The sequence below is a fragment of the Microbacterium sp. NPDC089186 genome, from assembly GCF_040685115.1.
GTDB classification, from domain to species: Bacteria; Actinomycetota; Actinomycetes; order Actinomycetales; family Microbacteriaceae; genus Microbacterium; species Microbacterium galbum.
The window spans coordinates 76,766-103,590 of record NZ_JBFBHJ010000002.1 but is presented as its reverse complement, the minus strand read 5'-3'; the positions used below and the strand labels follow the sequence as shown (position 1 = coordinate 103,590).

Sequence of the window (26,825 nt, the reverse complement as noted above, 5' to 3'; positions counted from 1 at the left end):
CCAGCGGCGCGCCGGCCCGGCGCGAGCGCGTCAGACCGGCCACTCCCGCGCCTCGAGCCGCTCGAGCAGCACCTCGACCGCGGAGCCCTCCATGCCGCGCACCCAGCGCTGCGTGTCGGAGCCGCGCGACGACACCGTGCGCCCGCGTTCGCCGCGCTCGAGGCGCACGTCGACGTGTCCCGAGGTGACGCTCACGCCCCGCAGCGCCCCCGCGGCGACCATCGCGGCGAGGGGATCGTGCAGGGCGCACCGGCGATCGGGGAAGACGCGTCCGGCGTAGAAGTCGAGGTACAGCGGCAGCATCGCAGCCAGCGCCCGCGGCAGGGCGCCCGGGATCGCCTCGAGGCGCACGAGGTCGGCCTCGTCGAGCGTCTGCGTCATGGTGACGTCCAGCGGCACGAGGGTGGTGTCCCAGTCCTGCGCGAACACGACGGCCGCCGCCTCGGGGTCGTTGTGAATGTTCGCCTCGGCCCACGCCGTGACGTTGCCCGAGTGGGCGAAGGCGCCGCCCATCACGACGAGGTGGTCGAAGGCGGCGACTCCGGACGTCTCGGCGTAGGCGGCGAGGTTGGTGAGCGGACCGAGGGCGAGAACGGTGAGATCGGGATGCCGCGTCGCCAGGTGATCGATGAGCTCGACCGCGGGTCGCGCGTCGTGGGCCCGGGCGGCGGCGGTCAGGGCGATGCCGCCGACGCCGTCGTCGCCGTGCACGTGGGGAGCGCCTCCGGCGTAGGCCCGACCGCGGAAGTCGTGCGCGCCGATCGCCACCGGGATGTCGTGCACCCCCGCGAGCTCGAACAGCGAGAGCGTGTTGGCGGCCGCGCGGGCGGCATCCGTGTTCCCCGACACCGTTGTGACGCCGACGACCTCGACCGCCGGCTCGGCCAGCAGGTACGCCAGGGCGAGCGCGTCGTCGATGCCGGTGTCGCAGTCGACGAGGATCGGGCGGCGGGTCATGCGTCGGCTCCGTAGGTGTCGAGGTGGGAGAGACGGGGTTGCGAGGCGGGATCGGCGACCGCGGCGGCCCCCACGGCGCACGCGCGCACGAGCGCGGTCTCATCGGAGTCGCCGCGCAGCAGACCGCAGACCAGGGCCGCGCAGAACGCGTCGCCCGCGCCGACGGTGTTGACGACGGTCGAGGCGAGTCCCGGGGCGGATGCCGCGAGCTCGCCGTAACGGTACAGGCGAGCACCCGCGGCGCCCAGCGTCACGCACAGCAGCGGCACGTCGTGCACCTCGGGGAGCTGTGCGTACTCGGTCTCGTTGACGATGACGACGTCGCACTTCTCGAGCACGCCGGGCGGGAGCGGGCGGGCGGGGGCGGCGTTGACGGCGAGGAAGCTCGACGCGCGCGCGGCGGCGATCACGACGGCATCCGACACTTCGAGCTGCAGCAGCACGGCGCTGTCGGGCTCGATGCGCAGGTGCGTCGCGTCGATCTCGGCGTTCGCCCCCGGGCACACCACGATCGAGTTCTCGCCGGTCGCATCGACGACGATGAGCGCCGTTCCCGTGGCGGCCGACGCCGTCTGCACCCCGGAGGCGTCGATGCCCTCGGCCGCGAGCTGCGTGCGGATCCCGCGCCCGTCGAGGTCGTCGCCGACCGCGCCGACCAGACGCACGGCGGCGCCGAGGCGGGCCGCGGCGACCGCCTGGTTGGCGCCCTTTCCCCCGGGTCCGCGCTGCAGCACGCCGTCGGCGACGGTCTCGCCCGCGGCGGGCGCGCGATCCACGCGCGCGGTGAGGTCGACGTTGATCGCACCGACGACGGTGAGGGAGGGGGAGGGCATGCGCGGGTCCTTTCGAGGTCAGTGCAGCAACAGCTTCGCCACGATCAGCAGCGCCGACACCAGCGCGGCCCCGATCGCCGTCAGGACGACGCCGACGAGGGAGTACCCCCGCAGGCGCGCTCCGGCCGTCGCGACGACGACGAGGTAGGCCATCGCCACCCCGACGCCCCAGAGCAGCGCGGTCGCCAGGGCGACACCGAACGCGACGAGGAGCACGACCACGAGCAGCGGCAGGAACGTCACCGACACCATGGGCGCGCTCACCGCGAGGTGGTGGCGGAAGATCCTCGACGGGCGCTCGGTGGAGGTGTCGCCGAGCGAGTACGCGAAGACGTGCGTCGCGAAGTACACGAGATTCGTCAGCGCGACCACGGCCACGACGAGTCCCAGCTCGCTGTCGCTCAGCCCGATGAGCGTGGATGCCGAGACGAGCGCGCCGTAGCAGCCCGCACTGATGCGCTCGGCGGCGTCGTGTCCGAGGCGGCGGGGGGAGGGGGCATCCATCGTCGTCACCCCCGCGTTCCGCGGCGGCGGAGTCCGGCGGAGACGATCGCCACCGTGGTGCCGACCGCGACGCCGATGACCGTCTCGATCACGCGGTCGCGCAACAGCAGGTCGGGGGAGGCGGGCGAGGCGAGGGAGATCATCAGCAGCGCGAGCGGGGTGATGAAGAGCATCGCGATGCCGTAGTTGCGCCCCACGAACAGTTCGGCCCCGGCCTGCAGCACGACCGCCACGATGATGACGAGCCACGGCGGGAGGTGGAGCGCGAGCAGCCCCGCAGCGATCAGCACGCCGAGCAGGGTGCCCACGAGGCGCTGGACGCCCCGGATGAGGCGCGCGGTGACGTGAGCCCCGCCGACCGCGGCGACGGCGCCGACCATCGCCCAGTACCAGTGCGTCCCGACCAGCAGCGCCCCCGCGATGCCGGCGAGCAGTGCGGCGATTCCGACGGTCGCGGTCATCTCCCCGGCCACCGCGCCGATCGACGGCCGGGGGCGCGTCGGACGCGCCCACGACCCCCGGCGTGCCAGCACGAAGACGGTCGTGACGAGCAGGCTCCACGCCACGCTTGCGCCGCCGACCACGACGACGGTCGCGAACGTCGACGCCGTCGCCGGGAAGCTCGCGGTGGCTCCCGCGGCGAACACCGCGAAGAGCGCGCCCGGAGGATGCCACTGGGCGCGGTAAGCGAAGAGCGTCACGATCGCGGCGAGCACGGCGACGACCGCGACGCTGACGGGGGCGGGCGTCGCCAGGGCCGACAGGGCGGTGCCCACGAGCATCGAACCGACGAGGATCACCCCCGCCGTCGCCTGCATGCGCACACGGGCTCGCGGCGCGTCGGTGCGGCCGTACAGGGCGGCGAACGCGCCGAAGCTCGCGTAGACGGCGAGGTCGAGGCGGTTCAGCAGCAGGAGGGCGATCAGGGGGATGCCGACGCTGAGCACCGCGCGCACCGCGACCCGATGATCGCCCCGGTGGGGGCCGACCCGGATGACGCCGGTCCACACGCGCCCCCGGGATTCCGCCACCCCTCCAGCCTACGCGCCGGGTGGGTGGCATCCGTTCCGAGATGGCGGCGTCAAGGCCGTGGCCTGCGCGCGGGGATCTGGTGAGGTGGGGGCATGGATGCCGACCGCGAGAAGCCCCCGATCGACCCCGGGCCCGAGCCCGACACCACCACGGCCGCCGAGGGGGAGCGTTCCGACCCGAGCCTGGACGGCGACGACCAGCCGATCGAGTGACGGGCGGCGGGACGTCTCGACGTCGAAGGGTGCCCGGGTGACACGTCGAGCCCTTCCGTAGGGTGGGAAGCCCCGACCGATCGAGGAGAGACGTGTTCCGCACGCCCCTGACCCTGCTCCGCACCCTCGCGATCGCCGAGGCGGTCTCGTGGACGTTGCTCATCGCCGGCCTCATCCTGCGGGCCACGGCCGACCTGCCGATCGCGGTGTCGATCGGCGGCGGCATCCACGGCTTCGTGTTCCTCGCCTACGGCGCCACGGCCGTGCTGGTGGCGTTGAATCAGCGGTGGGGCTTCGGCCCGGCCGCGATCGCGGTCGTGAGCGCCGTCATCCCGTACGCCACCGTGCCGACGGAGATCTGGCTGCACCGCACGGGACGCCTGCAGGGTGCCTGGCGACTCGACGAGACGTCGGATCCGCGCGATCGTCGCCCGCTCGACCGCCTGTTGCGCTTCTTCCTGCGCCGACCCGCGATTCTGGGCCTCGTGCTGGTCGTGGTCGTCGCGCTGGTGTTCGTCGTGCTGCTGATCGCGGGTCCGCCGGGCGGCAAGGGCTGACCGCCCGCGCGGCGGTGGTGCGCGGGCGTCACCGCACGTGGATGCGCACGCTCGCGGGCGCGATGCGGCACGTCGCCAGGAAGGTGGTGACGGTGCCCGAGACGGTCGCCACCGCCCGCCCCACGCCCAGGAACGCCACCGTGCTCCGGCGCACGCGCTGACTGGCGGCGTCATCGATGAACCGCCGCATCGTGTCGCCCGAGCGGCCCGCGGTCGACACGTCGAGCTCGACCCCGAGCACCGGCCCGGTCGTCGACTCGACGCGCCACTCGACCGTGGCGACGCCGCCGCCGCGGCTGGTCATGACCAGCGTCGCCGACCCGCATTCCTCGCCGCCGACCTGCTCTGTGCGCAGGGGCGCGGATGCCGGAGCGGAATCGGCCCCGCACAGGGCGATGCCGTGCAGGCGGGCGTACTCGCGTCCCGTCGCCGTGATGCTCGAGCAGTCGGCGAGCGCCGGTGTCGACACCGTCGCATCCAGCGGGTCGGCGCGCGTGTCGGCCAGGGCGGGCGCGGGGCCGGAGAGCAGTGCCGAGAGGACGACGAGAGAGGTGGCGATGGCGGGCACGCGCATGGTGCTGTCCTCCCTCCTCGTCGAGCGTCCCCGAATCTACGCCCAAGCGCGTGCCGATGCGACGGCTTGCCTGCGCGACGGGGACACGGCATGTCCCGCCGTCGCGTCCCCTCGGTCGGTCACCGCTTCGTCGACACCGTCACGGTGAACTTGCGGTCGCGGGCGACCTGGCGGGTCGGGCCGACGAGGCGCTCGAGGGCGGGTCGATACTGCAGGGCGGAGTTCCACACGGTCCACAGCTCGCCGCCCGGCCGCAGCACGCGCGCGGCGTCGGCGAACATGCGCGGAGCGAGACCGTCGGCGAGGGCCGCACCCGCGTGGAACGGGGGATTGAGCGCGATGAAGGAGCTGCTGGCATCCGGTCTCGCCCCCAGTACGTCGTCGCGGTCGACGCGCACGCGGTCGGCGACGCCGTTGGCCGCCGCGGTGGCCCGGGCCGAGGCGACGGCGACCGCGGACTGATCGCACGCGACGACGTGCAGCGAGGGGGTGCGCACGGCCAGCGCCGCCGCCACGACCCCCGTGCCGCACGCGAGGTCGATCGCCTCGTCGCCGCGCGGGGCAGGCAGGTGGGCGAGGAGCAGGCGGGTGCCGATGTCGATCGAGGCGCCCGCGAAGGCGCCGCCGAAGGCGCGGATCCGGATGCCGTCGACCTCCGCCTCGTCGGGGACCGGGGTCGCGCCGCCGCGCGGTCCGCGGGCGAGGAGCACGCGCGACTTCTGCCGCGCGTGCGAGACGTCGACGCGGTCGAAGTGCTCGCGGAGCACCTCGTTCATCGCGAGCGTCATGTGCTTGATGCGCCCGCCCGCGAACACCTGCACCTCAGGGTGCGCGTGCAGGGCGATGAGCCCGGCCGCATCGGCCAGGGCCCGCAGCGAGCGGGGAAGGCGCATCAGCACGACGCGCGCACCGCGCAGCAGGTCGGCATCGAGCGGGAGCGAGGTGAAGGCCTCGTCGAGCCCGGCGTCGAAAGCGTTCGCGGCCAGCGCCCGTTCGCCGAGCAGCTCGTCCTGATGCACGCGGATGCCGCGCGCCCCCGCGTCGGCGGAGGCCAGGGTGAGCGCGCCGTGCGTGTCGCCGATGACGACGAGGGCGCCGTCGGGGAGGTCTGCGCGGGCGACGGCCGACTCGTCGAGGATCAGGCGATCGGCGGCGTCGACGGCGACGAGGTCGGGACCCTCGAGATCGGGGCGGCGACGGAGGGCGTCGAACGAGAAGGGCACCGTGCAACGGTACCCGGCGGCTCGGCGCCGCTCACGCGGACGCCGAGCGGAGGACTTACCGCGTGCCGAAGTGGAAGGGCAGGGCCAGAGACGCCGTGACCAGCAGGATGCCGAGGGCGAAGAACAGCGCGGGGGCCGCGAGCGAGAACGACAGTCCCGTCAGCAGCATGCCGCCGACGAACAGGATGAGCGAGACGATGAACATGAAGATCCCTTCGGTCGCTCCAGGCTATCGTGCCGCGTCGGAGGAACGGTCCGCGGCCGGCGCGGGTTGCGTCGCGGCCCTGTCGGCCTCCCTCGTCTGAGGGGGCGACGCGGCGGACCCGAGGGCGGCGTGCGCCCAGAGGGTGCTGCCGGCGACGGCCGCGGGCATGACGGCCACCGCGCCGAACGGCACGAGGAAGCAGAGCTGGGTGGCGACCCCGAATCCGAGGGCGCGGGCGCGATGCGCGCGGATGATCGCGCGACGCGCGCGCCGGTCGAGGCCCCGCGCCGAGAGGGCGCGGGAGGTGAGCTCGTCGGCGAGGAGCCAGCCGGTGAGCAGCACGCCGGCGACGAACCCCGCGACCCCGCCGACGAAGGGGATCAGGCCCAGCAGCCAGGCGAGGAGAGCGGCCGGGATGCCGCGGAGGATGAGCAGTGCGCTGTCGCCGACGGCTCGCCAGAAGCCGTACTCGGCCTCGGGGACCTCGCCCGTGGCGCTGCGTTCGGTGGCGCGCCAGATGCGGTCGTAGAACGGCTCGCCGACGGCGAGGGTGACGGCGGTGAACGACACGACGGCCAGCAGCAGGGCCGCGCCGAACGACGCGACCCTGATCGCGGTGCGCAGCGCCCCCGCCCAGAAGGGCGCCCAGCCGTCGGCGAAGGGCGTCCAATCGTCGACGAGACCGGGCAGGACCAGACCCCAGGCCACGAGGGCGCCGCCGAAGACGAGGCCCACGAGCGTCCCGGGGATGAGTCCGAGCGCCATCGCGCCCGGCGTGCGACGCCATTGGCCGAGCCCACGAGCGAGGAGACCTGCTCCGGCGAGGAATTCGCGCATGCGGGAAGTCTTCCAGACGCCGCCGACACCCGCCGGGCGACCGGTCGTGTCGGCGGCTCCTGCCAGGATGCGGGTATGCGCATCCGCACGACGTCGACCCAGCGCACGTACCGGTACGTGCGGCTCGCGATCGTGGGGGCCACGGTGTTCCTCGCCGTCGGCGTCGGGATCGAACTGGTCGGCAGGGGCGTGCTCCCCTCGGTGAGTGCGGCGTACTACACGCCCGCCGGTCCCGTCTTCGTGGGCGCTCTCAGCGCCATCGCGCTGGCGCTGCTCGCCCTGTCGGGGCGCAGTGTGGAACAGGGGCTGCTCGACGTCGCGGCCGTGCTCGCCCTCGTCATCGCGTTCGTGCCGACCTCGGTCTCCTGCGGTGTCGACGTGCGATGCATCCCGCCCGAGGTGCGCGCGACGGTCGCGAACAACGCGGGAGCGGTGGCATCCGTGGTTCTCCTGGGGGTCGGGGTCGCGATCGTGCTCGCGCGGGTGCAGGGCACGCTGAGTCGCGGGGTGGTGACGACGGCCGCGGTGATCACGGCGATCGTGCTCGGCGGCGGCGTCTGGGCCCGGGTGGCGCCCGAGGCCTTCCTCGCGCGCGCGCACGAGGCCGCCGCCGTCGCGTTCTTCGTGCTCATCGCCGTCGTGGCGGGCCTCGCCGCGTGGCGCCCCCGGCCCGCGCGGGTGAGGCGGAGCCGCCTGCGCGTGGCGTACGCGACGGTGGCGGGGGCCATCGGGGCCACTCTGGTGCTGCTGATCGTCGCGGTTCTCGCGGGGGTGGAGCAGCGCGGCATCCCGGTGGTGCTGGTGGGGGAGTCGGTGGCGCTGGCCCTGTTCGCGGTGTTCTGGATCGTGCAGACGGTGGAGCTCTGGGACGAGGTCGACCCGTCGATCGCGGCTACCCGGGAATAGCCGCGCGGGTGACGCGTTGAAGTTGATACGACGGTGCTCAAGTTGCAGACTTGAGCCAACCGCACTCACGTATCACAGGAGACGGAATTGCCCGAAGACTTCACCCCCGGCGCCGGGGAAGACGGCGCCCAGTCGTTCGACGAGTTCCTCGCGCGCTACCTCGCGGGCGAGCAGGCACGCGCCGAGCGTTCGATCGACCTCAGCCGGTTCCTGAGCGCGCGGACGCAGGACGCGCTCCAGGAGGCCGGTCGCTTCGCCCTCGGCCGCGGGCAGCGTGAACTCGACGCCCTGCACGTGCTGCACGTGCTCGTGGGGCGCTCGCCCGCGAAGGACGCCGTGGCCCGACTCGGCGCCGACCCGGCCGCGATCGCGCGTGCCGCCGAGAGCCGCCTGCCCGCCGCGGGCGCCCCGGCGCACGTCGACGGAGCGGTCGTCGCGGGTTCCGTGCAGCGCGCCCTCTTCCACGCCTTCCAGGTCGCCCGCGCCGCGGGCTCGACCTACGTCGACCCCGACCACCTCTTCTTCGCTCTCGTACTCGCGCAGGACGCCCCGGCCGGGCAGATCCTCGCGCAGGCCGGCGTCACCGCCGAAGCCCTGACCCAGGGCGTGCGCGAGACCGTCGTGGGCGGGGAGCAGAGCGATGCCCCGACCGAGGCGGCATCCACGACCCCGAACCTCGACCGCTTCGGCACCGATCTCACCGCGCGCGCCGCGGCGGGCGAACTCGACCCCGTGATCGGCCGCACCGACGAGATCGAGCAGACCATCGAGATCCTCAGTCGTCGCACGAAGAACAACCCCGTGCTCATCGGCGAGGCCGGCGTGGGCAAGACCGCGGTCGTCGAGGGACTCGCCCGTGCGATCGTCGCGGACGAGGTGCCCGAGCAGCTGCGCGACACCCGCGTGGTCTCGCTCGATCTGGCCGCGATGCTCGCGGGTGCCCGCTACCGCGGCGATTTCGAGGAGCGCCTCACCCAGACGATGGACGAGATCTCGGCATCCGACAAGCTCGTCGTCTTCATCGACGAGGTGCACACCCTCGTCGGCGCGGGCGGCAGCGGCGACGGATCGATGGATGCCGGCAACATCCTCAAGCCCCGGCTCGCTCGCGGCGACGTGCACCTGATCGGGGCGACCACCCTGCGCGAGTACCGCACGATCGAGAAGGACCCCGCCCTCGAGCGGCGCCTGCAGCCCGTGCGCGTGGGGGAGCCCTCGATCACGGATGCCGTGGAGATCCTGCGCGGCCTGCGCGCCGCCTACGAGCAGCACCACGCCATCGCCTACACCGACGACGCGCTGCGCGCCGCGGTGGAACTCAGCGACCGCTACCTGCCCGACCGCGTGCTGCCCGACAAGGCGATCGACCTGATCGATCAGGCCGGAGCCCGGCTGCGCCTGCGCCTGGGCGTCTCGGTCGACACCTCGGCGCTCCTCGAACGGCTGGCCACCCTCGAGGCCGACAAGAACGCCGCCGTGTCCGCCGAGCACTACGAGGAGGCCTCGCGCCTGCGCGACGAGATCGCCGCCGTGCAGAGCCGGCTCGACGATGCGACGACCGCCCCGCGCGGCGCCGCGGTGGTGGACGAACCCGAGATCGCCGCGGTCATCAGCCGGGCCACCGGCATCCCGGTCGCCCGTCTCACCGCCACCGAGCGCGGACGCCTCGCCGAGCTCGAGACGGAGCTGCACGCCCGCGTCATCGGGCAGGACGACGCGGTCGCCGCTGTCGCCAAGGCCGTGCGCCGCAACCGCACCGGCATGGGGGACGAGAACCGGCCCGTCGGATCGTTCCTCTTCCTCGGACCCACCGGCGTCGGCAAGACCGAGCTTGCGAAAGCGCTCGCCGGCTCCCTCTTCGACGACGACAGTTCCGTCATCCGCTTCGACATGAGCGAGTTCGGCGAGCGTCACACCGTGTCGCGTCTGATCGGTGCCCCTCCGGGATACGTCGGCTACGACGAGGCCGGTCAGCTCACCGAGCGCGTGCGCCGCAACCCCTATGCGGTCGTGCTGTTCGACGAGATCGAGAAGGCCCACCCCGACGTGTTCACCCTGCTGCTGCAGGTGCTCGACGACGGTCGACTGACCGACGGTCAGGGGCGGACGGTCGACTTCCGCAACACCGTGATCGTGATGACCTCGAACCTGGGCGCCGAAGTGCTGGCATCCCGCTCGGGGGCCATCGGCTTCACCACCACGGGTCGCGACTTCGCCGACGACGACCTGCGCGACCGCGTGATGGGCAAGCTCCGCGAGGCGATGCGGCCGGAGTTCCTCAACCGCATCGACGACATCGTGCTGTTCCGCAAGCTCGAGAAGGCGCAGCTGCGCGAGATCGTGCGGCTGCTGCTGGGCGCCACCTCGCGCCGGCTCGCGGGCCGCGAGGTGACTCTCGAGGTGACGGATGCGGCGATCGACCGCCTCGCCGAGGTCGGGTACGAGCCCGAGTACGGCGCCCGGCCGCTGCGCCGCGTCATCCAGCGCGAGGTCGACGATCGCATCGCCGACCTGTTCGTCTCCGGCGCTCTGAGCGACGGCGGGACGGTGACGGTGGATGCCACGGATTCGGCGTTCGTGGTAATGCCCGTCGTGTCGGCCGTCGCCGCCTGACGCGCGGTTTCTTCGACGCCCCCGGTGCTTCGGCGCCGGGGGCGTCGCGTCGTCCGCGGGCGCCACCCCTGCCCGGATGTCGGAGGTTCGCGGCAGAGTAGACGCATGAGTCGTATCGGCACGATCTTCAGCCCGTACCCCCACCCGCCCGAAGAGTTGCGCGACGCCGCACGCGCGGCGGAGGATGCCGGCGTCGAGGAGCTGTGGCTGTGGGAGGACTGCTTCCGCTCGTCCGCCTGGGCGGCTGCGGCCGCGGCCCTCGCCGTGACCGACCACCTCCGCGTCGGCGTGGGCATCGCGCCGCTCCCGCTGCGCAACGTCGCCGCCTCCGCGATGGAGGTGGCCACGATCGAGCGCATGTTCCCGCAGCGGCTCCTTCCGGGCTTCGGGCACGGCGTGCAGGACTGGATGCGCCAGGTCGGCGCCAAGGCCGCGTCTCCGCTGACGCTCATGCGGGAACAGCTCCCGGCCCTGCGCGCCCTGCTGGCGGGTGAGACGGTGAACGCCGAAGGGCGCTACGTGACACTCCGCGACGTCGCGCTCGACTGGCCGCCGGCGGCCGCTCCTCTCGTCTACGCCGCGGCGGAGGGGCCGAAGACGCTCGCCCTCGCGGGAGAGGTGGCCGACGGCGTGGTGCTCGACAGCCGGCACACCGTCGCCGAGATCGCCGCCGCCGTCGAGACCGTGCAGACCGCGCGTCGTGCGGCCGGCCGCGCGGGTCGGGCCGATGTCGTGGCGTACGTGCTCACGGCTTTCGGACCCGACGCCCACGATCGCGCGACGGCCGTGCTCGCCGACCGCCCCGACGCCGCCGACCGGGTGCTCGCGGGATCCGTGTCCGAGGTCGCCGAGGGGGTCGCCCGGTTCCAGGCGGCGGGCGTCGACGACGTGGTGCTGCTGCCCACCGACGATGTCGACCTCCGCGCGTTCTTCTCGGCGGTGGGTCAGGTCGCGGTCGCGGTCCCCGACGCCGGGGGCGTGTCATGACCCGGGGCGTCGTCTCGCTCGGCGTCGCCGGGTCGCTCGGTCCCGACGCGATCGCCGAGATCGCCCCCGAGGTCGAGAAGGCCGGGTTCCACACCCTGTGGGTCAACGACACCCCCGACGGTGACGCCCTCGCGGCGCTCGCCGCGGCCGCGCGCGTGACCGAACGCCTCCGGCTGGCGACGGGCGTCGTGCCGGTGGATCGTCGCCCCGCGTCCGCGATCGCCGCCGACGCGGCATCCCTGTCGCTCCCGTCCGATCGCGTGACGATCGGCATCGGCTCGGGCATGGCGCGTGAGGGCGCCCTCGCCCGCGTACGCGCGGCTGCCGACGAGCTGCACGCCGCCGGTCTGCCGCGCGTTCTGGTCGGGGCACTGGGCCCGAAGATGCGCCGCCTCGCCGCCGAGCGCGCCGACGGCGTGCTGCTGAACTGGGTACCGCCGACCGAGGCCGCCGACCAGGCAGCCGCCCTGCATGACATCGCGCCCGAGACGCACGTGGCGGTCTACGTGCGCACCGCCATCGTCCCCGCGGCGCGCGAGCGCCTCGAGGCCGAGACGGCGCGCTACGCGTCGTTCCCGAATTACGCCGCGAATTTCGAGCGGATGGGGGTGGATGCCATCGACACGACGATCCGCGACGTCACCGAGCTCGCCGACGCCCTCGACGCCTACGCCGCCGCCGCCGACGAGGTCGTGCTCCGCGCGATCGTGCCGGACGACACCGTGGCCGCCTACGTCGACTTCGCGCGACGGACGGCGCCGAACCCGGGCTGAGAGGCGCGACCCGCGCGCGCCCGCGCCGGGTCGGGTCCGGGACGCGGGGCTCGTGCTGCGCCGCCGCGCCGCGTCGTCCGCCTCAGCGCACCAACCGGACGGTCTCCTTCATCGGGCCGAACGAGGACTGCGCCCCGTCCGCGACGAAGCCGTTCCGGCGGTAGAACGCACGGGCGCGGGGATTGTCGGCGGCCACCCACAGCGAGGCGGGTCGTTCGCCCAGGACGGCATCGAGAAGGCTCTGCCCCGCTCCCGTCCCGTGGGCGGCGTTGAGGACGTAGATCATGGTCAGCTCTTCCGGTCGCGCGGCGTCGGGATCCGGGGTCGGTTGCACGGACGCGAACCCGACGATGCGTTCCCCGGCGACGGCCACCACCGTCGAGAGGACGTCATCGGCGAGGTTCGACCGCCACATGCCGATCCGCGGCTCGACGGCGAACCACGGGTTCGTCTCCGGATCGTCGACGAACCGCCCGTACGTCTCGCGCCACGAGGTCGCGTGCACGAACGCGATGCCCTCGGCATCCTCGGGGCGGGCCGGACGGATGGTGATGGTCGTCTCCGCCGGCGTCATGGCGAGAGCTTAGGAGACGCGGGCGTCGGACGCCTCCGGGCACGCGGGTCGGCGCCGCCGCTTCCCCGGACCGAAATCCCACGATCGGCCCCGCGCGTCGAGCACGGTGGCAGACTGACCGGATGCCACGACGACGACGCCCCACGCTCCGATCGGTCTCGCGCGGCGCGTTGGCCCTCTTGCTGGTGGCGGCGGGCGCGGGCCACCTCACGTGGGGGCGTCGTGGCTACCGCATCGTCGTCCCGGGATGGGCGACGCGACTGCTGCACACCGACAAGGACGCCATCGTCGTGGCATCCGGCGCCGTGGAGATGGTGCTCGGGGTCGCGCTGATCGCCCTTCCGGCGGAGCGGCGGCGTGTCGGGGCGGCGATCGCCGCGTTCTTCGTCGCGGTGTTCCCGGGCAACGTGCACCAGTGGCGCACGGGCCGCTCGGCCCCGGGCCTGAACACCGACCGGTCGCGTTTCCTCCGCCTGTTCCTGCAGCCGCCGCTCGTGGCGTGGGCGTGGTGGGCGACGCGCGAGCACTGACCCCGCGCCTCAGGCCGCTTCGCGCGTACCGCCCCCGCACCTGCAACCTCGCGCGAGCGCGAGCCCCGCGCCTCAGGCCGCTTCGCCCAGCTCCAGCACGCCGGTCTCGAACGCCGCGCGCGCCAGCACCTTGTACCCGTGCTCGGGGAAGAACACCGTGAGGCGGTCCTCCTCGACGCCCATCACCGTCCCGGTGCCGAACTCGCCGTGTTGGACGACGGAATCGATGCGGATGCCGTCCGCGTCGGCCGCCGCGGCATCCGGGGCCGTCGTCTCGACCGGGGCCGGAGCGGTGGCGTCCGCGTCGCAGCGGTCGCACGACCCGCAGTGGGTCGGGGTCTCGACACCGAAGTACTCCAGCAGGGCTCGACGGCGGCAGTGCGAGGTCTCGGCGTAGCCGCGCATGATCTCGATGCGTGAGGCGCGGATGCGCTCCTCGGCCTCGTCGCGATCGCGGACCGCGGCCACCGCATCGCCCGCCGACGCCTTCGTGCGCGCGGAGACGCCGTCGGGACCCGACTCGGCGAGCTCGCACGCGACCAGCTGATTGAGCACGCGCCCGATGGCGCGGACTGAGCGCCCCGACGACGCGGCGATGTCCTTCGGGCGCATCGGCTTCTCCGCCCGCCGCAGCTCGTCCCAGACCCCGGCGACATCGGCGCGCTTACTGTGCCCACCGGCGAAGAACGACCGCAGCGAGAAGTCCTCGGCGCGGTAGTGCAGGATCGCGCGGGCGGGGCGGCCGTCGCGCGCCGCGCGGCCGATCTCCTGGGCGTACGAGTCCAGCGACTCCGTCACGTCGGCGTGCACGACCAGGCGCACGTCGGACTTGTCGACGCCCATGCCGAAGGCGGAGGTGGCCACGACGACGTCGAGGTCGCCCGCGCTCCACGCGGCGTGCACCTCGTCGCGTCGCTTCTGCGCCATGGCCCCGTGATACGGCGCCGCGCGCAGCCCGAGGTCGGCGAGCTCGTCGGCGTAGGCGTCGGTCTCCTTGCGCGTCGCCACGTACACGAGCGTCGGACCGTCGGCATCCTGCACATCCGCGATCACGGCACGACGCTTGTCGTCGTCGTGCTCGTGTCGGCGGACGGCCATGTGGATCTCGGGGCGGTCCATCCCGCGCACCTCGAGGTGCGGGTCGCGCATGCCGAGGCTCGAGACGATGTCGTCTCGGACGGGGGCGGATGCCGTGGCGGTGAGCGCCAGCACCGGGGGATGGCCCAGCGCTTCGACGGCATCGCCGATGCGCGCGTAGTCGGGCCGGAAATCGTGGCCCCAGGCCGAGACGCAGTGCGCCTCGTCGATCACCACGAGCCGCACGTCGGCGCGCGCGAGACGGTCGAACACCTCGCTGTTGGCCAGCTGCTCGGGGGCGAGGAAGGCGTACACCGCATCGTCGCCCTCGATGGCGGCCCACGCGGCGCGCTTCGCGCTCGCGCTCGTGCGGGAGTTCAGCGCGACGGCGGCGGGGGCGTCGGGAGCGCGGTCGATCGAGTCGATCTGGTCGCGCTGCAGGGCGAGGAGGGGCGAGATGACCACCGTCACGCCGCCGAGTTCGCACCCCGCGATCTGGTACACCGCCGACTTGCCGGCGCCGGTGGGGAAGACGACGAGGGTGTCGCGTCCGCTGACCACCGCGTCGATCGCCTCGGCCTGCCCCGGGAGCAGGTCGTCCCACCCGAAGACCTCACGGGCGGTGCGGGCGGACTGTTCGAGGGTGGCGGGAGCATTCACGAAGGCCTCATTCCTGGGGGGAGGTCCTCCAGCACACCTCAGGCGTTCCGCAACGGCTCGGGGGTTGCGGGCGGGGCCGACGTGTGGTGCGCGACGCGCGAGGCGCACCGTCCGGCGAGGTGGCACGCGCCGAGCGCCGACGCAAGCGGCGCGGCGATGTCGGAGGGGGATGCCAGGATGCCGACATGCTCTTCGGCGACATCGAGACGGCGCTCGCGGCGGTGACCGGCACGCGCTCGCGTCTGGCGAAGGTCGACGCCCTCGCGCAACTGCTGCGCGGGCTCGCGCCCGACGAGATCGTCCCCGCGGTGGGGATCCTCACCGCCTCCCCGCGCCAGGGGCGACTCGGCGTCGGGTGGAAGACGCTGTCCAGCCGCGGGGGAGAGCACGCCGACACCCCGTCGCTGACCGTCACCGACGTCGACGCGGCCTTCGACCGACTCGTGGCCCTCGGCGGCAGCGGATCGGCCGCGCAGCGCACCGCACTGCTCGACGAGGTGGCCGGTCGCGCCACGGCCGCCGAGTGGCACCTGCTCGTGCGGGTGATGACGGGCGAATTGCGCACGGGTGCCCTCGAAGGCGTGCTTCTGGATGCCGTCGCCCGGGCCTCCGATCGCGACGGTGCCGCCGTGCGACGCGCGGCGATGCTCTCGGGCGACCTCGGCGGCACCGCGCTCGTCGCCCTCACGGGCTCGGACGCCGAGCTGGATGCCGTGGGACTCGTCGTCGGCCGCGGCGTGCAGCCCATGCTCGCCTCGACCGCGACCTCCGTCGCGGAGGCGCTGGCCGTCGCGGGGCGCGCCTCGGTGGAGTACAAGCTCGACGGCGCGCGCGTGCAGGTGCACCGCCAGGGCGACGAGGTGCACGTGTACACCCGCACCCTCGCCGACGTCACCCACCGCGTCCCCGAGATCGTGGAGGTCGTGAGGGGTCTACCCGTCGAGGCGGTGATCCTCGACGGCGAGACGTTGTCACTCGACGACGACGGTGCCCCGCGTCCCTTCCAAGACACCATGGCGCGATTCGGCGCCGAGGCCGCGCGCGAGATCGCCCTGCGACCGTGGTTCTTCGACATCCTGCATCTCGACGGGCGCGATCTCGTCGACGAACCCCTCGGAGCGCGCCTCGACGCGCTCGAGCGGGTGGCGGCGGCCTGGCGCATCCCGGCCGTCGTCACCGACGACTCCGACGCCGCAGAGGCCTTCGCGCGCGACGCCCTTGCGGCGGGTCACGAGGGCGTCATGATCAAGGGGCTCGACGCGGCCTACACTGCGGGCCGCCGCGGCAAGAGCTGGCTCAAGGTCAAGCCGGTGCACACGTTCGACCTCGTCGTGCTCGGCGTCGAGCGCGGCTCGGGTCGCCGGTCGGGCTGGTACTCCAACCTCCACCTCGGTGCCCGCGATCCCGAGGGGGTCTTCGGCGAACCGGGCGGTTTCGTCATGGTCGGCAAGACGTTCAAGGGCCTCACCGACGAACTGCTGACCTGGCAGACGGCGCACTTCGCCGAACGCGAGACGGGCGAGGTGCCCGGCGGCATCCGTGTCGTCGCCGACACCGTCGTCGAGATCGCGATCGACGGCGTGCAGCGGTCGGTCCGCTATCCCGGGGGAGTGGCCCTGCGCTTCGCCCGGGTGAAGCAGTACCGCTCCGACAAGCCCGCGGCCGAGGCCGACACGATCGACACCCTGCGCGCGCTGCTGCCCGGCGGCGGTGCGGCGACGGAAGGATGACGCGATGAGTCTGGCCCCCTGGCTCGACGGCGAACTCGGCTACCGCAGCTTCGGCACCCCCGGTGCTCCGCGCGTGGTCGTCGTGCTGCGCACCGGAGACGTCGCCACGACCGATCCCGATGCCCGCGTGACCTCGGCCTTCGACGTGCGCGTCGTGGCGGTCGGCCTCGATGCTCCGGAGCTCGAGGACCCGCCGGTCTTCGGCGGCCAGACGCCCGCCGGTCTCACCGTCGAGGCGCTCCGGGCGCTGCTCGACCGCGAGGCCCCCGGCGCGACGGTGGGGCTGGTCGGCGAACGATCGGCGGGGCCGATCGCGATCTATCTGGCCGCCGCCATGGGCCCGGTCGTGGACCGTCTCGCGATCGTGGGCGTCGAGAGTCCCGTCGACCCCCTCAGTCGCGACCTGCGCACCCCTCTCCTCGACCACCTGGATGCCGAGGCGCTCGTGATCGTGGGTGGCGAGGGGCCCGCGCACCCCGCCGACGCGCAGTGGTACGTCGAGCGCATGCGCGTCGCCGAGATGGAGGTCATCCCCGCCGACGAGATCGGCTCGATCAACGGACACGTCACGCTGACGTCGGTCTGGGAGCGCGTGCTCGCGCACGTCGCGCCCGGCACCGAGCGCCGCTGACACGCCGCTCCCGCGCGCCCTCCGCCACCATCGAGTGTCCACGACACCCGGACGATTTCCTTCGGCGTCCGGGTGTTCTGGACACTCGACCAGGGGGGGCTGCGGAGCCGCCCGCGCGCCTCAGCTTCTGGCGACCGCGCGCACCTGCACGACGTTCGACTCCTCGTCGACCTCGACGTGGTCGGTCTGGGCCTTGAGGAAGTCCGAGAAGCTGCGGAACCCGAGCGCCTTCTCGCTGAACGACGGGTCGAGGCGCTTCATGAGGTCCTTGACCGCCGAGGCGTGCAGCCACTCGCCGTCGGCGCGTTCGGCCTCCAGCTGCATGGCGCGGTCGAGCAGGTCGACCGCCGGGTCCTTCGAGCGCTTGCGGGCGCGGGGCCGCGAGGGCGCGGCATCCTTCTTCGTCTCGGCGAGATTCGGGATGCCGGGCAGCGAGTCGTATGCGTCGAAGCGGTCGCAGGCCGCGGCGAGCGACTTCGCCGTCGACCCCGCCACCCCCACGCCCACGACGTAGCGACCGAGGCGCTTGACGCGCTGAGCGAGCGGGACGTAATCGCTGTCGCCGGCGACGATCACGACGTGCGTCAGGTCGGGGAGGCGGAACATGTCTTCCACGGCATCCACCGCGAGCCGGATGTCGGCGCCGTTCTTCGCGTACGCCGCCGCGGGGAAGAGCTGCACGAGGTCGACGGCGCGCGCCACCAGCTGCGAGCGGTACTCGGCGTTCACCGGAGCCGACCAGTCGGCGTACGCGCGCGTGAGCACGAGCGTGCCGAACGAGGCCGCGTAGTCGATCACGGCGCCCACGTCGATGGTCGCCTTGGTGAGGCGTTCCGCGATCTCGGGGTCCATGGGGTTCTCGGCGATCTTCTGCCGGTCGCGCGAATACGCGTTGCGCCCGTGCACGCGGTCGTACCACGACATCACGATGTTGTCGAAGTCGAGGTAGACGGCGACGCGGGCGGTCTGGGTGTCGGGCATGCCTCCAGTCTGACCGGTCGCGACCCCTCCCGGGTAGCCGCGGTGCGATCCGGCATCCGTCCCGCCGTGGTCCGTCACGCGCTGCGTGCGGTCATCGCGCCGAGGAGGCGTCCCGGATGCCGCCGGTCCGGGGCCCGGTCCGCACCCGATGCGCCGCGGCCGAATCCCGGTCCGCCCGGCGCGCAACCACCGCCCGTGCGGCCCCGCTTCTTTGCTCGAAACGCGACGCCCCGCCCGACCACGGGGTCGGACGGGGCGGGTGACGGGCGGCGCGCTCAGCGCTCGCCGGGATACACCACGCCGATCTGACGACGCACCTCGTCGAGCACGCCCATGATCGCGACGGTCTCGTCGATCCCCAGCACATCGCTCGAGATCGCGCCGTCGGCGACGAGGCGCTCCGCCGCGAGAGCCTGGAACTGCATGCCGCGCCCCTCGATCTCGCTGGTGAACTCCTCTGTGACCGTGCCGTCGGAGGTGATCACCCGGAACGAGGTGGGCGTGTACCAGACGCGGTCGATCTCGATGCGGGCCTCGGTCCCGACGACCTGCGCCGTGTCGGCGCCCGCCGCGCGCGATGACGACACCGTGGTCGACAGGGCGCCACCCTCGTGCACGAACATGGTCGCCACCTCGGCGTCGCTGCCGGCATCCGAGATCCGTGCGAGTGCCGACACCTTCTCGGGCAGGCCCAGCACGTCGACGGCGAACGAGATCGGGTAGATGCCGAGGTCGAGCAGGGCGCCGCCGCCGAGGGCGAGGTCGTTGAGGCGGTGCGCGGGGTCGGTCGAGATCTTCTGCGTGTGGTCGGCGGCGACGACGCGGATCTCACCGAGCGTTCCGGCGGCGATGATCTCGCGGATGCGCACCATGTGCGGCAGGTAGCGCGTCCACATCGCCTCCATCGCCAGCAGGCCCTTCTCGGCCGCCTTCTCGCGGATGGCTGCGGCCTCCGCCTCGTTCAGGGTGAACGGCTTCTCGACCAGCACGTGCTTGCCGTGGTCGAGGGCGAGCAGCGCGTTCTCGACGTGCGAGGGGTGCGGGGTGGCGATGTAGACGATGTCGACGTCGGGGTCGGCCACGAGGTCGTCGTACGAGCCGTGCGCGTGCGCGATGTCGTACGCCGCGGCGAATTCCCGCGCGCTGTCGAGGCTCCGCGAGCCGACGGCGGTGACGTCGAGGCCCGCGGTGCGCAGGTCGGAGGTGAAGGCGTGCGCGATGCCGCCCGTTGCGAGGATGCCCCAGTGCAGTCCGGTCATGCGCTCCACCGTATCCGTGCCCGGGCCGCACGGGCGCCGACAGGACGCCGCGCGCACCTCCGCCGGCGACGCGGGCGGCCCCGCACGCGCGGCGGGACGGCCCCTAGGCTCGTCGCATGACGCCCGTCGAGCGCTTCCGTGAGCTGCTGTCCATCCCCACGGTCTCCCGAGCCGATCCGGCCGAGGTCGACGACGACGCGTTCGTGCTCTTCCGCGACGCGCTCGAGCGCCTCTACCCCCTCACGCATGCGCACCTCGAGCGCGAGGTCGTCGCCGGTCATTCGTTGCTGTACCGCTGGCCGGGCGCCTCGACCGAGGCGCCGCTGCTGCTCCTCGCGCACCAGGACGTCGTCCCGATCGAGGGGCAATCCTGGCGCCACGACCCCTTCGCCGCCGATATCGAAGGCGAGGGGCCGGATGCCACGATCCACGCCCGCGGCGCGATCGACGACAAGGGGGCGCTCGTCGCCGTCTTCGAAGCGGTCGAGGAGGCGCTCGCCGAGGGCGTCGTACCGCGGGCCGACGTCTGGCTCGCGTTCGGCCACGACGAGGAGACACGCGGGACCGGGGCCCGTGCGATGGCGCGGCTCCTCGCGGAGCGGGGCGTGCGACCGGCGCTGGTGCTCGACGAGGGCGGAGCGGTCGTCGACGGCGCGGTTCCCGGGGTCGCGGCGCCGACGGCGATGATCGGGGTCGCCGAGCGCGGGGTCGCCACCTTCGACCTCGTCACCCGCGAGGCGGGCGGACACGCGTCGACGCCGCCGCCGATGCCGGCCACGGCGCGGCTGGCGCGGGCGATCGACCGACTGCGGCGCCACCCGTTCCCTCGGCGTCTCGCCCCTCCCGTGCACGCGATGCTCGCCACCGCCGCCGCCCACGTCGCGGAGCCGTTGGCCTCGGTGTTCCGACGCCCGCGGCTGGCGGCACCCGTGCTCACCGTCGTGCTGTCGGCGCTCGGTCCCGAGACCAACGCCCTCGTGCGCACGACCGCCGTGGTCACCCGCTTGGAGGGATCGCCGGGCGAGAACGTGCTGGCCACCACCGCGCGGGCGAGCGTCAACGTGCGGCTGCTCACCGGCGACACGCTCGCGGACGCGGCGATCCATCTGCGGCGCGCGGTGCGCGACCCCCTCGTCGACATCGAGCTGCGCCACGGAGACGATCCGTCGCCGGTCTCGCCCTGGCGGGGTGAGGCGTGGCGGCGGCTGTCTCGGACCGTGACCGAGACCCTCGGCGACGACGTCGTCCCCCTGCCGTACCTGCAGCTGGGGGCGAGCGACAGCCGCTTCTACACGGGACTGACGGATGCCGTGTACCGCTTCGCCCCGTTCCACCTCACCCGCTCCGAGCGCGACGCCCTGCACGCGCCCGACGAGCGCATCCGTGTCGACGTGTGGCTGCGCGGCATTCGGTTCTACGGCGCCCTGCTGCGTTCCTGAGCGCACTCGTGCCGGCCCGCGTGAGCGGGGTGTCGCGAAGCGGGTCGCCCCGCGCCGCGGCCCGCGCGAGACGGCATCCGGCTGACATCGGGGCGGCAGCCGGCGGCGGTTTCGTCGGCGACGGGAAGTCTGCGGCGAGTGGTCGGAGCGGGGAGAACGGGCCGGGAACAGGGAATCGCGCCGCGTCGGCTATTCTCGTGTGACCGGTCACGCAACGCGCGCGACCCGCAATGAGGCGGCTGATGAGCGACACCGACATCCCGGAGACCACGGGGCGCGCCCCGAGCATCCGCGATGTCGCGCGGCTCGCCGGGGTGTCGTACCAGACCGTCTCGCGGGTCATCAACAACAGTTCCGCGCTGCGGCCCGAGACCGCCGCCAAGGTGCGTTCCGCCATCGCCGAGCTGAAGTTCGTGCCGAACCAGGCGGCCCGCGCGCTGGCGACCAGCCGCTCGAAGCTCATCGGCGTGCTGGGCCCGCGCACGCCCACGCACGGCGTCGCCTCGATGGTCCAGGCGATCGAGTCGGCCGCCCGCGCTGCGGGCTATCGGCTCACGATCACCAACCTCGCCACCAGTGCCCCCGACGACGTGCGGTCCTCCATCGACCACCTCATGCAGCAGTCGATCGAGGGGCTGATCGCCGTCGCGCCGCAGACACGGGTGGTCCCGATCCTCGACGAGCTGAAGCTCCCGGTTCCGGTGCAGATCGTCGCGTCCACCGGCACCGCGACATCCCACAACGATCAGACGGCCGGTGCCCGCGCCGCCGTGCGCCACCTCATCGAGCTGGGGCACACCCGCATCCTGCACATCGCCGGACCCCGCGATTGGGTCGAGGCCGATCACCGCATGCGCGGCTACCTCGCCGAGATGGATGCCAACGACCTCTCGCCCCGTCCGCCGGTGCTGGGCGACTGGACCGCGCAGTTCGGTTTCGAGGCCGGGCTGGAGCTCTTGCGCACCGAGGACGCCACCGCGGTGTTCGCGGGCAACGACCATATGGCGCTCGGGTTCATGCATGCCGTTCGGGCCATAGGTCGCTCCGTCCCCGAGGACATCTCGGTCGTCGGGTTCGACGACGTGCCCGAATCCGCTCACCTCTGGCCCCCGCTGACGACCGTCCGGCAGGACTTCGTCGGGATCGGGACCCGCGCGATGACCGACCTCCTCGCCGCCCTGGGCGAGGCGACGGAGGAGGACTCGTCGTCGGACCCCGCCCAGCTGCGCCTCATCGTGCGCTCCTCCACCGCACCGCCTTCCCGCTGACCGCGCCCGCGTCGCGCGTGCCGCCTTGGCCTCGAATCGTCACGTTTCGGCAACGGCTGGTCGGTGAGCGCACCGGGACTTGACAGCTTCCTCCGGCGGCGGGGTAGCATCACACACACGATGTGAACGGTCACATGACCGGTCGCACAGGCCGACGGGACTCGCTGCGGAGCGGATCCGTCGAGACGAAGAGGTTTCGAACGATGCGGGTCACCGCCTCGCCGAACGGCTTCGTTTCGCCCCGCCGACCTCTGCGCCCGGCCGGTGCGTCGCTCGCTGAAGCGGTGGGCTCCATGGGGAGAGACCGCGCCACATACCCAACGGAGGGAACCAGAGTGAAGAAGCACAGCATGCTCAAGGCGGTCGCGGGAGCGGGCGTCCTCGCGCTCGGCATCGGCCTCGCCGGTTGCGCGGGAGACCGCACCGGCGCCGGCAGCGGCGACTCGCAGGAGGCCGGCGGAACCATCGGCGTCGCCATGCCCACGCAGCAGTCGGAGCGGTGGATCGCCGACGGCAACAACGTCAAGTCGCAGCTCGAGGAGCTCGGCTACCAGGTCGACCTGCAGTACGCCAACGACGACATCCCCACGCAGGTCTCGCAGATCGAGAACATGATCACCACGGGCGCCAAGGCCCTGATCATCGCCTCGATCGACGGCACCACGCTGACCGACGTGCTGCAGCAGGCCAAGGACGCGAACATCCCCGTCATCGCGTACGACCGCCTCATCAACGGCACCGAGAACGTCGACTACTACACGACGTTCGACAACTACAAGGTCGGCGTGCAGCAGGCCACCTCGCTCCTCACGGGCCTGGGCGTCCTCGACGCCTCGGGCAAGGAGACGGGCGCCGCCGGTCCCTTCAACGTCGAGCTGTTCGCCGGTAGCCCCGACGACAACAACGCCACGTTCTTCTGGAAGGGTGCCATCGACACCCTGCAGCCGTACCTGGACAAGGGCACGCTCGTCGTCCCCTCCGGCCAGACCGAGTTCGGCCAGGCGGCCATCCTCCGCTGGCTGCCCGAGACGGCGCAGAAGCGCATGGAGAACATCCTCACCGTCATCGGCGGCACCAAGCTCAACGGCGTGCTCTCGCCCTACGACGGCCTGTCGATCGGCATCATCTCGGCCCTCACCTCGGGCGGCTACTCGGCCTCCGACCTGCCCGTCATCACGGGTCAGGACGCAGAGGTCGGCTCGATCAAGTCGATCATCGCGGGTGAGCAGTACTCGACGATCTTCAAGGACACGCGCGAGCTCGCCAAGCAGGCCGTGACCATGGTCGACGACATCCGCAAGGGCACCGAGCCCGAGGTCAACGACACCGAGACCTACGACAACGGCGAGAAGGTCGTCCCGTCGTACCTGCTCGAGTCGACGATCGTCACGAAGGACAACTACAAGGAGATCCTGGTCGACAGCGGCTACTACTCCGAGTCCGACCTGGGCTGATCCCCCGGGGGACCCCGGTCTCCCACCCCGCCTCCGCCGCGGCCCCATCGGGTCGCGGCGGAGGCTCCCGCGGGTCCGCCTCCGGCGCCCGCCCCACCATCCCGACCGGCCACGAGCCGGTTCTGCAAGGAGGACCTCGTGAGCACCATCCTCGAGATGCGCTCGATCACCAAGGAGTTCCCCGGCGTCATCGCGCTCGCCGACGTGTCGCTGACCGTCGAGCGCGGGACCGTCCACGCCATCTGCGGCGAGAACGGCGCCGGCAAGTCGACCCTCATGAAGGTGCTCAGCGGTGTGTATCCCGCGGGCGACTACCGCGGGGAGATCGTCTTCGACGGCCAGACCGTGGAGTTCAAGGACATCCGCGACAGCGAAGCGGCCGGCATCGTCATCATCCACCAGGAGCTCGCGCTGAGCCCCTACCTCTCGATCGCCGAGAACATCTTCCTCGGCAACGAGATCACCCACCGTGGTCTCATCGACTGGGATGCCACCAACCGCGAGGCCTCGAAGCTCCTCGCGCGCGTGGGACTCGGCGACAGCCCCGACGTGCCGGTGAACGAGATCGGCGTCGGCAAGCAGCAGCTCGTCGAGATCGCCAAGGCGCTGTCGAAGGACGTCAAGCTCCTCATCCTCGACGAGCCGACCGCGGCCCTGAACGACGACGATTCCGAGCACCTGCTCGATCTGATCCGCCACCTCCGCGGCCAGGGCATCACCTGCATCATCATCAGCCACAAGCTCAACGAGATCCGCGCGATCGCCGACGAGGTGACCATCATCCGCGACGGCCGCACGATCGAGACGCTCGACGTCGCGACCGGCGGCACCAGCGAAGACCGCATCATCCGCGGCATGGTCGGCCGTGAGCTGGAGAACCGGTACCCCGACCGCGACGTGGAGATCGGCGAGGAGGTCCTGCGCATCGAGGACTGGAACGTCAGCCACCCCACGGATGCCACCCGTACCGTCATCCACCAGGCGAACCTGAACGTGCGCGCCGGCGAGGTCGTCGGCATCGCGGGTCTCATGGGCGCCGGTCGCACGGAGCTCGCGATGAGCGTCTTCGGCAAGAGCTTCGGCTCGCGGATCTCCGGCAGCGTCTACATCCGCGGGCAGAAGGCCGACACCTCGACCGTCCCCGCGGCGATCCGCAGCGGTCTGGCTTACGTGACCGAGGATCGCAAGGGCGCCGGGCTCAACCTCATCGACACGATCAAGCGCAACATCTCGCTCGCCGGGATGCGCAAGCTCGTGAAGGGCGGCTGGGTCGACGGCGACGAGGAGTACCTGGTCGCCAACCGCTACCGCAAGTCGATGAACATCAAGGCGCCCAGCGTCGACGTGGTCGTGGGCAAGCTCTCCGGCGGCAACCAGCAGAAGGTCGTGCTGTCGCAGTGGCTGTTCTCCGACCCCGAGGTGCTCATCCTCGACGAGCCCACCCGTGGCATCGACGTCGGTGCCAAGTACGAGATCTACACGATCATCAACTCCCTCGCGGCGCAGGGCAAGGGGGTGCTCGTCATCTCCTCGGAGCTGCCCGAGCTCCTCGGCATCTGTGACCGTATCTACACCCTCAGCGAAGGCCACATCACCGGCCAGCTGCCCATCGAAGAGGCCACACCGGAGGCCCTCATGGTGCTCATGACGAAGGAAAAGGAAGCCGACCATGTCAGCGCTTGACAACACGGTGACCCCGCAGGGTCCCTCAACGCCGAAGGGCCCCGTCGGCGGTGGCGCCGGTAACGGCAGTGGCAGCGGTGCCGGCGGCATCGTGCAGTTCTTCACCTCGCGCCTGCGCGAGATCGGCATCTTCATCGCGCTGATCGTCATCGTGCTGCTGTTCCAGGCCCTCACCGGCGGGCGCCTGCTCACCGCGGGCAACGTGTCGAACATCATCGTCCAGAACAGCTACATCCTGATCCTCGCGATCGGCATGGTGATGATCATCATCGCCGGCCACATCGACCTCTCGGTCGGATCGGTCGCGGCCTTCGTCGGCGCCGTCTCGGGCGTGCTCATCGTGCAGTGGGGCCTGCCCTGGTGGCTCGGCATCCTGCTCTCCCTCGTGCTGGGCGCGGTGGTCGGCATGTGGCAGGGCTTCTGGGTGGCCTACATCGGCATCCCGGCCTTCATCGTGACCCTGGCGGGCATGCTCCTGTTCCGCGGCCTCACGCAGATGACGCTCGGCAACACGCAGATCACGCCCTTCCCGACCGAGTACCGCCAGCTCGGCGGCGGCTACCTGTTCCCCGACCTCTTCCCGGCGACCAGCTCGCCGGCCGAGTGGATCACCGTCGCCCTGGGCGTGCTCACCCTCGTGCTCTTCGTCGCGTCGCAGGTGCGTCAGCGCGCCAAGCGCGCAGCCCTCGAGCTGCAGAACGAGCCCACCGCGGCGTTCCTGGTGAAGGTCATCGGTGGCGGCGCCCTCATCGCGTACCTCACCTACCTGCTGGGTGTCGCGCCCGGATCGCGCGGCACGCCCATCGTGCTCGTCGTGCTGGCGCTGCTCATCATCGGGTACTCGACCGTCATGAGCCGCAGCGTCTTCGGTCGCCACATCTACGCGATCGGCGGCAACCGCACCGCGGCCAAGCTGTCGGGCATCAACACCCGTCGCGTCGACTTCCTGCTCTTCGTGAACATGGGAGTGCTCGCGGCCCTCGCCGGCATCGTCTTCACGGGCCGCCTGAACTCGGCCGGCCCCGGCGCCGGAAACCTCTTCGAGCTGGACGCCATCGCGGCATCCTTCATCGGTGGTGCCGCCGTGCAGGGTGGCGTCGGCCGCGTCGTCGGCGCGATCGCCGGTGGTCTGGTCATGGGTGTGCTGAACAACGGCATGTCGCTCATGGGCATCTCGACCGACGTGCAGCAGTTCATCAAGGGTCTCGTGCTGCTGCTGGCCGTGGCCTTCGACGTGTGGAACAAGAACCGCACCCGCGGTTGAGTCCCGCTCTCCCTGCAACGCCCCGTCGCCTCGTGCGGCGGGGCGTTGTCGCGTGGGGGAGG

25 protein-coding genes are annotated in these 26,825 nt (G+C 72.3%); 13 read left to right on the top strand and 12 right to left on the bottom strand.

The genetic code is table 11. From position 1 onward, the window contains the following. Nucleotides 1-30: 30 nt before the first annotated feature. Genes AB0N82_RS06705 through AB0N82_RS06690 form a run of 4 tightly spaced genes read right to left on the bottom strand, consistent with a single transcriptional unit; the run spans nt 31 to nt 3,325 of the window. Nucleotides 31-957 carry a nucleoside hydrolase gene (locus AB0N82_RS06705; protein ID WP_363389650.1) on the bottom strand — a complete coding sequence of 309 codons (927 nt, stop codon included), beginning with the start codon at nt 955-957 and terminating at the stop codon, nt 31-33. Continuing rightward, nucleotides 954-1,790 (bottom strand): PfkB family carbohydrate kinase, encoded by an 837-nt coding sequence (locus AB0N82_RS06700; RefSeq protein WP_315994693.1) that lies wholly within the window; start codon nt 1,788-1,790, stop codon nt 954-956. The genes AB0N82_RS06705 and AB0N82_RS06700 overlap by 4 nt, the downstream gene beginning before the upstream one ends. An 18-nt stretch (nt 1,791-1,808) precedes the next feature. Further along, nucleotides 1,809-2,294: a hypothetical protein gene (locus tag AB0N82_RS06695; RefSeq protein ID WP_363389646.1), complete on the bottom strand. Its 486-nt coding sequence runs from the start codon at nt 2,292-2,294 to the stop codon at nt 1,809-1,811. A 5-nt stretch (nt 2,295-2,299) separates the two neighbouring features. Then, nucleotides 2,300-3,325, bottom strand: coding sequence for an FUSC family protein (locus tag AB0N82_RS06690; protein WP_363389643.1), 1,026 nt, complete (start codon nt 3,323-3,325; stop codon nt 2,300-2,302). Between the two features lie 305 nt (nt 3,326-3,630). On the opposite strand from AB0N82_RS06690, the gene AB0N82_RS06685 reads away from it, so the two are divergent. Beyond that, nucleotides 3,631-4,095, top strand: coding sequence for a DUF3817 domain-containing protein (locus AB0N82_RS06685; protein ID WP_363389640.1), 465 nt, complete (start codon nt 3,631-3,633; stop codon nt 4,093-4,095). A gap of 28 nt (nt 4,096-4,123) precedes the next feature. Here the strand turns inward: AB0N82_RS06685 and AB0N82_RS06680 are convergent, their stop codons facing one another. The 4 genes from AB0N82_RS06680 to AB0N82_RS06665 all read right to left on the bottom strand — a co-directional run bounded on the left by AB0N82_RS06680 (nt 4,124) and on the right by AB0N82_RS06665 (nt 6,934). Continuing rightward, the gene (locus AB0N82_RS06680) at nt 4,124-4,669 is read right to left on the bottom strand and encodes a hypothetical protein (protein WP_363389637.1); all 546 of its coding nucleotides are present in this window, start codon (nt 4,667-4,669) and stop codon (nt 4,124-4,126) included. A 119-nt stretch (nt 4,670-4,788) separates the two neighbouring features. Then, complete coding sequence (locus AB0N82_RS06675) at nt 4,789-5,892, bottom strand: methyltransferase (RefSeq protein WP_363389634.1); 1,104 nt, start codon at nt 5,890-5,892, stop codon at nt 4,789-4,791. Between the two features lie 55 nt (nt 5,893-5,947). Continuing rightward, nucleotides 5,948-6,097: a hypothetical protein gene (locus AB0N82_RS06670; RefSeq protein WP_298873232.1), complete on the bottom strand. Its 150-nt coding sequence runs from the start codon at nt 6,095-6,097 to the stop codon at nt 5,948-5,950. A gap of 24 nt (nt 6,098-6,121) precedes the next feature. After that, nucleotides 6,122-6,934: an EI24 domain-containing protein gene (locus AB0N82_RS06665; RefSeq protein ID WP_363389630.1), complete on the bottom strand. Its 813-nt coding sequence runs from the start codon at nt 6,932-6,934 to the stop codon at nt 6,122-6,124. Nucleotides 6,935-7,009: 75 nt separating this feature from the next. Here AB0N82_RS06665 and AB0N82_RS06660 point away from each other — a divergent pair, with 75 nt between their 5' ends. The 4 genes from AB0N82_RS06660 to AB0N82_RS06645 all read left to right on the top strand — a co-directional run bounded on the left by AB0N82_RS06660 (nt 7,010) and on the right by AB0N82_RS06645 (nt 12,213). Further along, nucleotides 7,010-7,840, top strand: a complete 831-nt coding sequence (locus tag AB0N82_RS06660; RefSeq protein WP_363389627.1) for a hypothetical protein — start codon at nt 7,010-7,012, stop codon at nt 7,838-7,840. Nucleotides 7,841-7,927: 87 nt separating this feature from the next. Then, nucleotides 7,928-10,453: an ATP-dependent Clp protease ATP-binding subunit gene (locus AB0N82_RS06655; protein ID WP_363389624.1), complete on the top strand. Its 2,526-nt coding sequence runs from the start codon at nt 7,928-7,930 to the stop codon at nt 10,451-10,453. Between the two features lie 105 nt (nt 10,454-10,558). Next, the gene (locus AB0N82_RS06650) at nt 10,559-11,440 is read left to right on the top strand and encodes an LLM class flavin-dependent oxidoreductase (RefSeq protein ID WP_363389621.1); all 882 of its coding nucleotides are present in this window, start codon (nt 10,559-10,561) and stop codon (nt 11,438-11,440) included. Then, on the top strand, nt 11,437-12,213 hold the full coding sequence (locus AB0N82_RS06645; RefSeq protein ID WP_363389618.1) for an LLM class flavin-dependent oxidoreductase: 777 nt from the start codon (nt 11,437-11,439) through the stop codon (nt 12,211-12,213). Before AB0N82_RS06650 ends, AB0N82_RS06645 begins: the two co-directional genes overlap by 4 nt. Before the next feature lie 82 nt (nt 12,214-12,295). On the opposite strand, the gene AB0N82_RS06640 is transcribed toward AB0N82_RS06645, so the two are convergent. Continuing rightward, entirely contained in the window at nt 12,296-12,787 is a 492-nt protein-coding gene (locus AB0N82_RS06640; protein WP_363389615.1) for an N-acetyltransferase, read from the bottom strand. Between the two features lie 122 nt (nt 12,788-12,909). Here AB0N82_RS06640 and AB0N82_RS06635 point away from each other — a divergent pair, with 122 nt between their 5' ends. After that, nucleotides 12,910-13,317 (top strand): hypothetical protein, encoded by a 408-nt coding sequence (locus AB0N82_RS06635; RefSeq protein ID WP_363389612.1) that lies wholly within the window; start codon nt 12,910-12,912, stop codon nt 13,315-13,317. A gap of 72 nt (nt 13,318-13,389) precedes the next feature. Here the strand turns inward: AB0N82_RS06635 and AB0N82_RS06630 are convergent, their stop codons facing one another. Then, the gene (locus AB0N82_RS06630) at nt 13,390-15,054 is read right to left on the bottom strand and encodes a RecQ family ATP-dependent DNA helicase (protein WP_363389609.1); all 1,665 of its coding nucleotides are present in this window, start codon (nt 15,052-15,054) and stop codon (nt 13,390-13,392) included. A gap of 185 nt (nt 15,055-15,239) precedes the next feature. On the opposite strand from AB0N82_RS06630, the gene AB0N82_RS06625 reads away from it, so the two are divergent. Together AB0N82_RS06625 and AB0N82_RS06620 are read left to right on the top strand one after the other, a co-directional pair. Continuing rightward, nucleotides 15,240-16,784, top strand: coding sequence for an ATP-dependent DNA ligase (locus AB0N82_RS06625; protein ID WP_363391164.1), 1,545 nt, complete (start codon nt 15,240-15,242; stop codon nt 16,782-16,784). Nucleotides 16,785-16,788: 4 nt separating this feature from the next. Continuing rightward, entirely contained in the window at nt 16,789-17,415 is a 627-nt protein-coding gene (locus tag AB0N82_RS06620) for a hypothetical protein (protein WP_363389606.1), read from the top strand. Nucleotides 17,416-17,535: 120 nt separating this feature from the next. Here AB0N82_RS06620 and AB0N82_RS06615 read toward each other — a convergent pair whose 3' ends face one another. Beyond that, on the bottom strand, nt 17,536-18,396 hold the full coding sequence (locus AB0N82_RS06615; protein WP_315994676.1) for an NYN domain-containing protein: 861 nt from the start codon (nt 18,394-18,396) through the stop codon (nt 17,536-17,538). A gap of 275 nt (nt 18,397-18,671) precedes the next feature. Continuing rightward, the gene (locus tag AB0N82_RS06610; RefSeq protein WP_363389603.1) at nt 18,672-19,655 is read right to left on the bottom strand and encodes a Gfo/Idh/MocA family oxidoreductase; all 984 of its coding nucleotides are present in this window, start codon (nt 19,653-19,655) and stop codon (nt 18,672-18,674) included. A 116-nt stretch (nt 19,656-19,771) separates the two neighbouring features. Between AB0N82_RS06610 and AB0N82_RS06605 the strand changes: the two genes are divergently transcribed. From AB0N82_RS06605 to mmsB, 5 genes are all read left to right on the top strand, one after another. After that, the gene (locus AB0N82_RS06605; RefSeq protein ID WP_363389600.1) at nt 19,772-21,094 is read left to right on the top strand and encodes a M20/M25/M40 family metallo-hydrolase; all 1,323 of its coding nucleotides are present in this window, start codon (nt 19,772-19,774) and stop codon (nt 21,092-21,094) included. Between the two features lie 242 nt (nt 21,095-21,336). Next, nucleotides 21,337-22,362, top strand: coding sequence for a LacI family DNA-binding transcriptional regulator (locus tag AB0N82_RS06600; protein ID WP_363389597.1), 1,026 nt, complete (start codon nt 21,337-21,339; stop codon nt 22,360-22,362). Between the two features lie 350 nt (nt 22,363-22,712). Beyond that, nucleotides 22,713-23,816: a multiple monosaccharide ABC transporter substrate-binding protein gene (chvE, locus tag AB0N82_RS06595; RefSeq protein WP_315995258.1), complete on the top strand. Its 1,104-nt coding sequence runs from the start codon at nt 22,713-22,715 to the stop codon at nt 23,814-23,816. A gap of 156 nt (nt 23,817-23,972) precedes the next feature. Next, entirely contained in the window at nt 23,973-25,499 is a 1,527-nt protein-coding gene (gene mmsA / locus AB0N82_RS06590; RefSeq protein WP_315995257.1) for a multiple monosaccharide ABC transporter ATP-binding protein, read from the top strand. After that, the gene (gene mmsB, locus AB0N82_RS06585; RefSeq protein ID WP_315994672.1) at nt 25,486-26,763 is read left to right on the top strand and encodes a multiple monosaccharide ABC transporter permease; all 1,278 of its coding nucleotides are present in this window, start codon (nt 25,486-25,488) and stop codon (nt 26,761-26,763) included. Before mmsA ends, mmsB begins: the two co-directional genes overlap by 14 nt. Nucleotides 26,764-26,825: the final 62 nt, after the last annotated feature.